We start from the raw sequence: 12,168 nt of genomic DNA on the forward strand, positions 1-12,168 counted from the left end.
TTGAAAGGCTACGATGAACCAGAAATCCTCCCCTCTCAATTAGCCCGGATTTGTCTCATTGGTGCTGACGCCGGACACAGTCGCTTCTTTCAATTCCCAAGCGAAGCCCACAACGAAAAGAGAATTAATTGTCTGGTGGCCTTTTTCTACCCCTCGCTTATCGCGTAACCGGCACCGCGAATGGTGCGGATGACATTCTGCACGCCGCCATCGTTAACCGCCTTGCGCAAGCGTCCGACATAAACGTCGACGGTGCGCTCGTCGACATAGATCGTCTCACCCCAGACATTGTCCAACAATTGTCCGCGCGAAAATACGCGGTCGGGAGAACGCATCATGAATTCGAGCAGCCGGAATTCGGTCGGTCCGAGATGGATCTCGCTCTCCTTGTGGTAGACACGGTGCGTTTCACGGTCGAGTACGATATCGCCGACCTTGAGCACACTGGAAAGAACTTCCGGCTTGGCACGGCGCAACAGCGCCTTGACCCGTGCCCTGAATTCCGGCGTCGAGAATGGCTTGACCAGATAATCGTCGGCACCGGTCGCAAGGCCCCTCACACGGTCGCTTTCCTCTCCGCGCGCCGTCAGCATGATGATGGGCAGCCGCTCTGTCTCGGGGCGCATCCTCAGGCGTCGGCATAGTTCGATGCCGGATACTGCCGGCACCATCCAGTCGAGCACGAGCAGATCGGGCACATTCTCCTGAAGTCGGATTTCGGCCTCATCTCCGCGCGTCACCACTTCGACCTGATAGCCCTCGGATTCGAGGTTGTAGCGCAGGAGGACGCCAAGCGACTCCTCGTCCTCGACCACCATGATACGGGGGGCGATCATCGCCCGTCTCTTTTCTGCAAGTTCCCCGCCTTCACGTCGTCGGCGTAGCCGTGGCCGTGTCGTCGAACTTTGGCCGGTTGGCCGGCAACTGCTCGCCAGTCAGCACGAAATAGGCGTTTTCGGCGATGTTGGTGACGTGGTCACCGATGCGCTCCAGGTTCTTGGCGCAAAACAGAAGATGCGTGCATGCGGTTATGTTGCGATGGTCTTCCATCATGTAAGTCAGCAACTCACGGAACACCGAGGTGTATTTGACGTCTATTTGCTCGTCATGATCCCGGAGTGTCGCCAGTCCGGCCGCGTCGTGCGCGGCGTAGCGGTCGGCGACGCCACTCACTTGGTCGAGCACGAGTTGCGCCATCCCGTCTATCGAGTGCGACAGGCCGCGCGGCACGCCACTTTCCCCCACCGCACCGACGCGCTTGGCGATATTCTTGGCAAGGTCACCAATGCGTTCGAAGTCGCCGGCCATGCGGATTGCGCCGATCACGGCGCGGAGGTCTTGTGCCATCGGCTGGCGCTTCGCAATCAGTGTGATCGCCCGATCGTCTGTTTCGTGCTGGCGTGCATCCATAAGGGTATCCTCGGAGACAATCCGCATAGCCAGCGCCGTGTCGGAAGTTAACAGCGCTATGGTCGCACCACCGACCATAGAGCCGGCAAGAATCCCCATCTCGCCAATAAGGTTACTCACCTGCTGGAGATCTTCGCTGAAGGATGTGACGATGTGTTCGCTCATGATGCTTCCCCTGCCGTCAGCCGAAGCGGCCGGTAATGTAGTCCTGCGTACGTTTGTCGTCGGGGTTGGTGAACATCTTTTCGGTATTACCCTCCTCGACCAGATAGCCCAGATGGAACATCGCCGTGCGCTGCGATACACGCGCCGCCTGCTGCATGGAGTGGGTGACGATGACGATCGTGTAGTTTTGGCGCAGCTCGTCGATCAGTTCCTCCACGCGTGCGGTGGCGATCGGATCAAGCGCGGAGCACGGCTCGTCCATCAGGATCACCTCCGGCGACACGGCGATGGCGCGCGCGATGCACAGGCGCTGCTGCTGGCCACCGGAAAGGCCGGTGCCAGCCTCATGCAGGCGCTCCTTCACCTCGTTCCAGATAGCCGCCTTCTTCAGGCTGGTTTCGACGATCTCGTCGAGATCCGCCTTGCGTTTGGCCAAGCCATGAATGCGCGGTCCGTAAGCGACGTTCTCGTAGATCGATTTCGGGAACGGGTTGGGCTTCTGGAACACCATGCCGACGCGTGCACGCAGTTCCACCACGTCGATCGCCTTGTCGTGAATATTTTCGCCATCGAGCGAAATGTCGCCGCCGACCCGGCAGTTCTCTATCGTGTCGTTCATACGGTTGAGGCAGCGCAAGAAGGTGGACTTGCCGCAGCCGGAAGGTCCGATAAGCGCCGTTACCTGATTTTCGCGCACGTCGAGGTCGAGGCCGAAGAGCGCCTGTTTCTCGCCATAGTGAACGGTAACGGACCGGCCTCGCATTTTGATCACCGGCTGTGCCTGCGGCGGCGCAAGCTTCTGTTCCATCGCAGCGTCCTTCAGCATATTCATATCCTTATTCTCCACTACCACCGGCGTTCGAACCGACGGCGCAGAATGATGGCGACAATGTTCATCGCTGCCAGGAACAGAAGCAGGATGATGATGGCGCCTGAAGTGCGCTCCACGAAGGCCCGCTCCGCCTCGTTGGCCCACATGAAGATTTGCACCGGCAGCGCGGTGGCCGGATCCATCGGCGTCGCCGGATAATCGGCGACAAAGGCCACCATGCCAATGAGAAGCAACGGTGCAGTCTCGCCGAGCGCCTGCGCCAGACCGATGATCGTACCGGTCAGGACGCCGGGCGCCGCCAGCGGCAGTACATGGTGGAAAACCATCTGCATCTTGGACGCGCCGATCCCAAGTGCGGCAGAGCGGATCGAGGGTGGTACAGCCTTCAGCGCGGCGCGTGTCGCGATGATAATGGTGGGCAGGGTCATCAGCGTCAGCACCAGACCGCCGACCAACGAGGCTGAGCGCGGCATGCCCGCGAAATTGATGAATACAGCGAGGCCGAGCAGGCCGAACACGATCGAAGGAACCGCCGCGAGATTGTTGATATTGACCTCGATCAGGTCGGTCATACGGTTCTTGGGCGCAAACTCCTCCAGATAGATCGATGCTGCCACGCCGACCGGCAGCGCCAACAGCAATACGATCAGCATCATATAAAGCGAACCGATGAGTGCGACGCCCATGCCCGCCGTTTCCGGCCTGCTCGAAGCCCCGAGGGTAAACAGGCCGGTATTGAACCGCTCGACCATCACGCCTTGGGCCGAAAGCGCGTTCATCCACTCGACCTGCTGGTCCTTGACCTTGCGCCTTGCCTCCGGCACCGAAAGGTCTATCTGGCCCTTATGGGCGGAATCGACATCGGCAGCGGCAAGCACCCACACATTTCGCGTGGTACCGATCACTGTTGGATCGGCCACAACGATGTCGCGAAGCTGCGTGCGCGCGCCCTGCGAGATCATGCCCGACACCAGTTTAAGGTCAGCGCTACTGGCACTTTCTGCATCGACGCCGAGTGCCTCGGCTAGCGCGTTGCGTGCCAGCAGCGGGTAGTTTGCGCTGGCAAGCTTGGCCGGATCGGTCGCTCGTTGGTTGTCGGGATCGATGATCTCGGCGCTAAAGGTGATCGGCAGATTGATCGAGGTCTGCCAAAACGCGGTGTAGCCACCCTTGAACACTGTAAACAGTAGCGCCAGCAGGAAGAAGATGCCGAGCGCAATCGCCAGTACCCCATAGATGCGAAACCGGGATTCGGCTGCGTAGCGCCGCTTCAGGCCTATATCGCGCCTTGCGCGCGGGACCGCCGTATCTGGTGAAAGCGACAGATCGGTCATTCGTACTGTTCCCGATATTTGCGGACGATGTAGAGGGCAAAGACGTTCATCGCGAGCGTGATCGCAAAGAGCGTGAGGCCGAGCGCAAATGCCACAAGCGTTTGCGGCGAGGTAAATTCGAGATCGCCGGTCAGCTGGTTGACGATCTTGACGGTGATTGTCGTCATCGCCTCACCCGGATTGATGGTGAGCTTCGCTGCGACACCCGCGGCGAGCACCACGATCATGGTTTCACCAATGGCGCGCGAGGCGGTGAGCAGCAGCGCGCCGACAACGCCAGGAAGTGCCGCCGGCAAGATCACCCTCCGCATCGTTTCCGAACGGGTTGCGCCAAGGCCGAGCGAACCGTCATTCATGGCGCGCGGCACAGCGGTAATGATATCGTCCGACAGCGAAGATACGAAGGGAATGAGCATGATGCCCATGACCAGACCGGCCGTCAGCACGCTTTGCGCAAGGATGAAAGGTTGGCCGCCGGCAAGGGCCGCACTGAGGTCTCGCAGGAAGGGGCCGACCGTCGCCAGCGCGAAGATGCCGTAGACGATGGTCGGGATGCCCGCGAGGATTTCAAGCACCGGCTTGACGATCGAGCGCACCCGCCTGGACGCGTATTCGGCCATGTAGATAGCCGCAAACAGGCCGATCGGCACTGCAAACAACATCGCCACCAAGGCGATGTAGAGCGTGCCTGCGAGAAGCGGTATGAGCCCGAACTGTCCCGTCGTGCCGCCCGAGCCTGCCGCAGCAAAGCGCGGATCCCAGACAGTACCGAAGAAGAAATTCGATAGCGGGACGGACTTGAAGAATGAAATCGTCTGGAATAGCATCGACAGCACGATGCCGACTGTCGTCAATATGGCGATGGTAGAGGCCGCCATCAGACCCCACAGCATGATGCGTTCGACATTGTTGCGGGCGCGCCTGCGTACCGAGATGCCGCTGAAGCCGTAAACAGCGCCACCAAGCGCCAGAAGGATGGCGCCGATGGTCGAGTAGCGGATCGAGGCGTCAGTCATCTCGTTGTAGGCGACGGCGGCGGGGATCATGTAGGGTTCGCCGCTGGAGGCGAGCGCCACGCCCTTGGAGGCAAACAATTCGCGCAGGTCGACACTGCCGCCCCTCGCCTGCTCCAACTCGGCATCGTCCAGGCGGCGAACGCCGTCCCCGATGCTGGTGACCATGCCCATCAGCAGCGACTCGTTGCTGCCGGTGGCTGTACGCGCCTGCTCTGGCAGGCTTTTCCAGACGGAGCTTTCCACATAGGCCGGGCTCCCCGCCCTCCACAGCGCCAGGAAAAGAATGGCCGGCAGCACTGCCATGATCAGGGCATAGGAGCCGTGATAGCCCGCCCGCGAATGCAGTTTCTGCCCCGTTTCGGGACGCAGAGCACCGGCTCGCCGATAGGCGACAGCGAATGCTGCGATCGCGATAACGAGGATGATGAGGAAGACGGAGGCTGCACTCATATGTCGGCACTTCCTGGATCACACCAGATTGAACTCAAGACGAATTCAAAGGCGTGATCGGTTCCAATAGAAAGGGCGTGGGCATATCCCACGCCCTTTTCAGGCAATTACATGGTCTTGCCGGCGTCGAAAGCCTCGCGCTGGGCGTCACGCTCGGCATCCGGCGCGGCGACGAGGCCATAGTCGGAAAGCGGACCCTCAGGGCCGACCATTTCGTCCGAAAGGAAGAAGCTCACATATTCCTTCAGGCCAGCCACGACACCGAGATGCGCCTTCTTGACGTAGAAGAACAGCGGACGAGACACCGGGTACTCGCCGGCGGCGATGGTCTCGGTCGACGGCGAGATGCCGGAGACGGTTGCGACCTTCAGCTTGTCGGCGTTGTTTTCATAGAAGGCGAGGCCGAACACGCCAACGCCGGTCTTGTTGGAGTCGATGCGCGCCAGCGTCTCGGTGTAATCGCCATCGATGTCGATTGCCTTGCCGTCCTTGCGCACGGCGATGCAGGCAGCGCCGGCAGCCTTGTCGTCAAGGCCAGTCGCCTTGATCGCGTCGAGCGCGCCAGTACTCTTGCAACCCTCGGCCAGCAGTTTTTCTTCGAACACTTCGCGGGTGCCGTGCTTTTCGCCGGGGATATAGGCGGCAATGCCCCAATCGGGCAGGTTCGGGTTGACTTCGTTCCACTTGGTGGCGGTGTTGGCCACCAGCTTGCCATCCACGACTACCTGCGCGGCGAGCCCCTTATAGAGGTCTTCCGGGGTCAATGCCCAATCCGGACCGTTGATGTCGGTGGCAAAGACAATGCCGTCATAGCCGATACGCACTTCCTGGATGTCGGTCACACCGGCGTCGGCACAAGCCTTGACTTCGGACTCCTTGATCGGGCGCGAGGAATTGGCGATGTCGATGGTGTTTTCGCCGACGCCCTTGCAGAATTCCTTGAGGCCACCCGACGAGCCGCCCGACTCGACCACTGGGGTCTTGAAATCGGAAAATGTCTCGCCAAAATTCTCGGCGACGATCTTGGCATAGGGCAGCACGGTCGAAGAGCCGGCGATCTGAATCTGATCGCGGGCTGCGGCGTAGCCGGCGGTTGCTGCCAGCGCGATTGCCGCAACCGATGTTGTAAGAAGGAAATTCTTCATGTGGCCTGCTCCTGTTCGGAAGATGATCTCTCGACGCCCGTCTTTGAGCGCCTGCTGAGGCCAATAGCGTCCGTATGTAACAGTCGCATGACAGTTTCATGCGCGGTCGATGACGACTGGCAGTGGGAGTTTTCTTGATTGTGCATTATTGGCTCGGTGCGAAATTTTCGTATGCCATGGCATATCATCACGCATTACAAATTTCGGCGAACGTCACTGCTGCGCCCGGTAGGTTCACGACCAAGCGTCCCGACAAGCACAAGCAAAAATCTCGTTGACACCGAGCTGAAGTTCGATGTCGAGCCGCTCGCGCTTACGGAAGGCGAACGTGTGGCCGATGGCTGTCATGCAAAAACCACATGAACTTGAACGCACCGCTGGCGTGGCGCGCATCTGGACACTTCCGGCTATAACCGACGAATGATCGAAATCCAGGCGAAGCCGCGATAGAGACGCCTCGTCTCCGTTGTCGCGCCAAGGCTAACGGCGATGTTCGTGCTGACTTCGAACAATTCGTTGCGCGGCGTGACATGATACCAGCCGAGCCACGTATAAAGCGCTGCCCGGAACCAGTTCGGGAGATCGCGCTGGTCGCCGAAATCGACGATGTGAAGTTCGCCGCCCGGTGCCAAATGTGCAACCGCATCGCGCAGGACCGCCTGCCAGTCGGGGATCATCGACACCGCATAGGAAATGAAAATCCGGGCGAACTTTTCGCGACCGAATACCTTGACCGGATCGAAGCGGGACGCATCCGCGCACGCCAAACGTATCCGCCCTTGCAGTTGCGCCTGCGCGACCGATTTCCCCGCCGTTACCAGCATTTCCTGCGAGATGTCGATGCCATGGAATTTCGCCTGCGGATAAAGCTGCGCCGCCTTGACCAGGTTGCGGCCGGTTCCGCAGCCGATCTCCAGCACACAGCCGTCGCTGGGCGGCTTGAGGCCGGCAATCATCGTGTCGCGGCCGAGCAGATAATAGCGCCGCGTCGCGTCATATACATGGCGCTGATGCCGATAGACGCGGTCCATCAGGCCGCCATGGTCGAGTTGCATCGCCATGTCTAATTCGCCTTCAGCACATGCAGGTGAAAGCCGCCATAGATCGACGACCGGTCGCGTGCATGCAGTGTCAGGGATTCGGCCTCGCGATAATCCCAGCGCTGCAGGATCGCCGGCTCGACACGGCCGCGCAGCAGGTTTTCGGAGGCGGCGGTGCGGAAGATCACGCGCGCGTCCGGTGCCGCCGTTCGCGTGATTTCGCGCCAGAGTTCGTTCAACTGCCCGTCCGACATCCAGTCCTGCGCGTCGAGCAGCACGAAACAATCGACCGAGCCGTCCGGCTTGGCGGCGAGGAATTCGGCATAGGAGGCATTGACGACGCTCGCCCGGCCGATGCGCGCGCGGATGGCCGGGAAATTTGCACGCGACAGATAGGGCGGCAGCGGCCCCTTCTCGGCATGGCTGTAGCTCCGGCCAAAAGCTTGCCAGGCGAAATAGTTCTCCGAAAGCGGGAAATCACACGCAAGCCGCTCAAGGCGCCCGCGCAGGATGGAAGCCATTCCTGCGCCACCTGCGGTCGCCAGCGCATCATATTGCTGAGGCGGGATACCGAGGCCGAACAGCGAGGATTTTCGCGAGGTCGCCCAGCGTACCAGCCGCTTTTCGAACAGGGGCGCGATTGCGGCGTCGAAGAAGCGGCGCTGCTCCTCGATGGTCCCGGCCTTGAGCATATCGCGGGGATCGGTGCCATAAAAACGCGCCACGCGGTGCCCCCAGCCGATGAAGAAGCCAAGCAGTCCGTGCCTGTACAAATCCCGCGAAAAGATCGAAATGCGGCGTCGGCCGGACAAGCTCCGCTTTTCCCAATAGGCGCGGCTTGTCGCATCCAGATGCGGTCGGATGAAGCGCTGGTAGGCCGCGATGTTTTCTCTATCGTCGGCCCTGCCGTAGAAGCGGTAGAAGGTCTCGTAGTTGTGGAAATTGGCGACCGCCGCAAGCTTCAGCCGATTGAAGGCGACATGCGCCGTGTTGAGGTCGACCGCCTCGACGCTTGCCGGATCGGCGATCAGATAAGACAGTGCGTTGCACCCGCCGGAAGCGATGGTGACGATGCGGTCGCCGGGCCTGATCTTGAGGGCTTGCATGTCCACATCGGGGTCTTCCCATATCTGCGGATAGACCAGCCCTTTGAAGACATGGGCAAAAAGGCGTTCGGACAGACCGGCCCTGGAAAATAGCGGGTTCTGCCGCACGGCGTGGTCGAGCCTTGTAGGTCCGCTCGGGTCCATGGCGACCTTGTTAAGCGTGACAGCGCCTGACATCGGGGGTGTCCTCTCTTTGAATTCGGGGAATTCAGGCTGCCGCCTGATCTGTGATCGGCCGAAGATGAGACAGAAACTGCGAGGCACATTCGGCCCAGCTATAGGCAAGGGCCCGGTTGCGGGCGCTCTCTCGCGATACATCAAGGGCTGCGAGTGCGGCCGCGCGCAAATCCTCCGACAGCATGCCGCATCGAGTCTCGCCGACGATGTCGATTGGCCCGGTCACCGGAAAGGCCGCGATCGGGCAGCCACTGGCCAGCGCTTCGAGCAGCACGTTGCCGAACGTGTCGGTGCGGCTGGGAAAGACGAAGACGTCGCTGGCCGCATAGATGCCGGCCAGTTCCTCGCCGAGGCGCGTGCCGAGGAAATGCGCGTCCGGGTAGCGCGCCTTCAGCCGGGCAATGTCCGGTCCGTCGCCCACCACCACCTTGCTGCCCGGCAGATCGAGATCGAGAAAAGCCGGCAGGTTCTTTTCCACCGCTACCCGGCCGACACACAGGAAGATCGGGAGCGGCAGGTCAAGTTCGGCCTTTTTCTGCGGCCCGACCTTTTTCTGCGGATTGAACAATTCCGTGTCCACCCCGCGCGTCCATGGCCTGAGATTGGTGAAGCCCTTTGCGGCCAGTTCCGCTGCCAACGAGGGCGTCGCCACCAACGTCCCTTGACCGGCGTTGTGGAAGCGGCGCATGCAGGCGTAGCTCCAGCTTTCCGGTATCGGCGTTCGAGCGCGAAGAAACTCGGGAAACCTTGTGTGATAGCTGGTGGTGAATGTCCTTCCGCTGGCGAGGCAGGCGCGCCGCGCCAAAAATCCCAGCGGGCCTTCCGTGGCGATATGGACGCTGTCGGGTGCCACGGCCTCGATGCGCTGCGCGATCTGCCGCGCCGAGACGAGTGCAAGCCTGATCTCCCGATAGGACGGTAGCGGCAGGGTTAGGTAGCCTTCGGGCGTCAGGAACTCCACCTCGATGCCGCGCTGCTCCAGCGCCTCGCCCAACTTTTCAAGCGTGCGCACCACACCGTTGACTTGCGGACGCCAGGCATCGGTAACGATGAGAATGCGCATGGCCGCTTACGCCGCGCGGCGACGCCAGGGCACGACAGCGAGCGATCTCTGCTCGTTAAGCAGCCGGCTCATTGCGGCCCATCGGATGACCTCCATCCGGCCGTCCTCATGCTCGACAACCGCCGTGCAGCTTTCGACCCAGTCGCCTGTATTGATGTAGGTGAAGCCGTCGAAATCGCGCATTGCGGCGCTGTGGATATGGCCGCAGATCACACCGTCAACATCGTGACGCCGCGCTTCCGCAGTCAAGGTCTCTTCAAAATCGCCGATGAAGTTGACGGCGTTCTTGACCTTCTGCTTGGCCCAGGCAGACAGCGACCAATAGGTGAAGCCCAGCTTGCGCCGGATGAAATTGATATAGGTACTGAGCCGAAGGGCGGTCTCGTAGGCCCAGTCGCCGAAATACGCCAACCACCGCGCATGCCGTACGACCACGTCGAATATGTCGCCATGGATGACGAGGTAGCGCTTGCCATCGGCTGCTTCGTGCACCGCCGTCTCCTGCACCTCGATGCCGCCAAAATGCAGGCCATAGAATTCCCGCAGGAATTCGTCGTGATTGCCGGGAATGTAGATGATCTTCGTGCCCTTGCGCACCTTGCGCAGCAATTTCTGCACGACGTCATTGTGGCTTTGCGGCCAGTGCCAGCCCGACCGCAACCGCCAGCCATCGACGATATCGCCGACCAGATAAATGGTCTCGGCGTCGTGATGCCTCAAGAATTCCAGCAACGCCTCGGCCTGATTACCGCGCATGCCCAGATGGATGTCCGAAATGAACAAGGCCCGGTATTTCCGGCCTTCCTGGTTGAATGTCGAATCGTCGTTTGCGGAAGTTTCCATGGGCGACATATCACCTGCTCTCCATGACAGCCGTGTGATAGCGGGCGCGGCTGACGGGCGGGGCCTGCTTCGCCATGTCGGTGGCTGCTTCCTGCGGCACGCCGATCGCGCTCAACGAAAAGCCGTGCTTGCGCGCCTCGGCAGGATCGAAGGCATGACGGAAATCGACCAAGGTCCGGCTGCTCACGACACATGAAAGCCGGCCAAGATCGAGTGACTTCAACGCCTTCCAATCGGTCATCAACACGACGACGTCAGCCCCGGCGGCGCATTCATAGGGGTCGTCGAAGAAATCGACATCGTCCAGCAGCGCGCGAGCATTGGCCGTGCCCTGCGGATCGTGGGCGCGTATCCGCGCGCCTACCCGCTGCAGGGCCTCGATCAGCGGGATCGAGGCCGCCTCGCGCATGTCGTCGGTTTCAGGCTTGAAGGTCAGGCCGAGAATGGCAACGCTGCGGGCTTCGGCATCCCCGCCGAGCGCATCGATCACCTTCAGCGCCATGCGCCGCTTGCGCGCGTCGTTGGCGACGATCGATTCCTGGATGATGCGCAGCGCCACCCCATGGTCCTGCGAGGTGCGGAGCAGGGCAAGCGTGTCCTTGGGAAAGCAGGAGCCGCCATATCCCGGACCGGCATTGAGGCATGCCGTACCGATCCGCCGGTCGAGGCCCATGCCGAGCGCCACCTCGCGCACATCCGCGCCGACGCTTTCGCACAGATCGGCCATTTCGTTGATGTAGGCAATCTTCACCGCCAGGAAGGCATTGGCGGCATATTTGATGAGTTCGGCGGTACGCCGCCGCGTCGTCATCACCGGGATGCCGTGAAGCCGCAGCGGCTCGTATAGTTCCTGCAACACCGTGGCCGCCCGATCGTCGTCGACGCCGATCACCACGCGATCGGGTTTTTGGAAGTCGGCAACGGCGCTGCCCTGGCGCAGGAATTCCGGATTTGAGGCGACCGCAAAGCTAGCATCGGGACGCGCCCTGGCAATGATCCGCTCGATGTCATCGCCGGTCCCGATCGGGACTGTGGATTTGGTCACCACCACGGTGAAACCATCGAGCGAAGCCGCAATCTCCTTTGCGGCGGCGTAGACAAAGGCAAGATCGGCTTCGCCGTCCCGCAACCTTGGCGGCGTTCCCACCGCAATCATCACCACATCAGCTGCCGCGATTGCGGGTGCGGCGTCGGTCGTAAAGGAAAGCCGCCCTCGCCCGACTGCCTGAGCTACCAAGGCGTCCAGCCCCGGCTCGTAGATCGGCATTACACCTTGCCGCAACGCCGCAATCTTGCCTGCATCCTTGTCGGCGCTGACAACCTCATGTCCCCAGCTTGCAAGGCAGGCGGCTGAAACCAATCCAACATATCCGGTGCCGATGATCGTAATCTTCACAAGCCAACCCTCTCGCGATCAGGAAGCCGACGCCGACGGCTTCAGCCTTGATTCGCATTGGTGTCTGGGGTCAGGAGTAAGCCTACTGTTTGACGTCTATATTACAGTGGAAGCCTGGCCGGCCCCCCTCAGGTGATCCGGGTTTAATGTTAGTGCATGACGGGTCGTGGCGCTACGGCCGGGGTGGCCGG

Annotated in this window: 12 protein-coding genes; all 12 read right to left on the bottom strand. The window is 61.0% G+C overall.

Annotation, left to right across the window (positions count from 1 at the left end):
- Positions 1 to 146: 146 nt before the first annotated feature.
- Positions 147 to 836: a phosphate regulon transcriptional regulator PhoB gene (phoB, locus tag ACX3P1_RS26895; RefSeq protein ID WP_459082682.1), complete on the bottom strand. Its 690-nt coding sequence runs from the start codon at positions 834 to 836 to the stop codon at positions 147 to 149.
- A 31-nt stretch (positions 837 to 867) separates the two neighbouring features.
- On the bottom strand, positions 868 to 1,575 hold the full coding sequence (gene phoU / locus ACX3P1_RS26900; protein WP_459082684.1) for a phosphate signaling complex protein PhoU: 708 nt from the start codon (positions 1,573 to 1,575) through the stop codon (positions 868 to 870).
- Positions 1,576 to 1,591: 16 nt separating this feature from the next.
- Positions 1,592 to 2,401 (bottom strand): phosphate ABC transporter ATP-binding protein PstB, encoded by an 810-nt coding sequence (gene pstB / locus ACX3P1_RS26905; RefSeq protein ID WP_459082686.1) that lies wholly within the window; start codon positions 2,399 to 2,401, stop codon positions 1,592 to 1,594.
- A 20-nt stretch (positions 2,402 to 2,421) separates the two neighbouring features.
- A complete protein-coding gene (pstA, locus tag ACX3P1_RS26910; RefSeq protein WP_459082688.1) occupies positions 2,422 to 3,741 on the bottom strand; it encodes a phosphate ABC transporter permease PstA in 1,320 nt (439 codons plus the stop codon).
- The gene (gene pstC / locus ACX3P1_RS26915; RefSeq protein WP_459082690.1) at positions 3,738 to 5,207 is read right to left on the bottom strand and encodes a phosphate ABC transporter permease subunit PstC; all 1,470 of its coding nucleotides are present in this window, start codon (positions 5,205 to 5,207) and stop codon (positions 3,738 to 3,740) included. The genes pstA and pstC overlap by 4 nt, the downstream gene beginning before the upstream one ends.
- 107 nt (positions 5,208 to 5,314) lie before the next feature.
- Complete coding sequence (locus ACX3P1_RS26920; protein ID WP_459082692.1) at positions 5,315 to 6,352, bottom strand: PstS family phosphate ABC transporter substrate-binding protein; 1,038 nt, start codon at positions 6,350 to 6,352, stop codon at positions 5,315 to 5,317.
- 234 nt (positions 6,353 to 6,586) lie between these two features.
- Entirely contained in the window at positions 6,587 to 6,745 is a 159-nt protein-coding gene (locus ACX3P1_RS26925; protein WP_459082694.1) for a hypothetical protein, read from the bottom strand.
- A 14-nt stretch (positions 6,746 to 6,759) separates the two neighbouring features.
- Complete coding sequence (locus ACX3P1_RS26930; protein WP_459082696.1) at positions 6,760 to 7,413, bottom strand: class I SAM-dependent methyltransferase; 654 nt, start codon at positions 7,411 to 7,413, stop codon at positions 6,760 to 6,762.
- A gap of 2 nt (positions 7,414 to 7,415) precedes the next feature.
- On the bottom strand, positions 7,416 to 8,675 hold the full coding sequence (locus ACX3P1_RS26935) for a BtaA family protein (protein WP_459082698.1): 1,260 nt from the start codon (positions 8,673 to 8,675) through the stop codon (positions 7,416 to 7,418).
- 31 nt (positions 8,676 to 8,706) lie between these two features.
- Positions 8,707 to 9,738: a glycosyltransferase family 4 protein gene (locus ACX3P1_RS26940; RefSeq protein WP_459082700.1), complete on the bottom strand. Its 1,032-nt coding sequence runs from the start codon at positions 9,736 to 9,738 to the stop codon at positions 8,707 to 8,709.
- A 6-nt stretch (positions 9,739 to 9,744) separates the two neighbouring features.
- Entirely contained in the window at positions 9,745 to 10,581 is an 837-nt protein-coding gene (locus ACX3P1_RS26945; RefSeq protein ID WP_459082702.1) for a UDP-2,3-diacylglucosamine diphosphatase, read from the bottom strand.
- Between the two features lie 10 nt (positions 10,582 to 10,591).
- Positions 10,592 to 11,977, bottom strand: coding sequence for a UDP-glucose dehydrogenase family protein (locus ACX3P1_RS26950; protein WP_459082704.1), 1,386 nt, complete (start codon positions 11,975 to 11,977; stop codon positions 10,592 to 10,594).
- Between the last annotated feature and the right edge of the window lie 191 nt (positions 11,978 to 12,168).

The organism is Mesorhizobium sp. A623, from assembly GCF_054489405.1.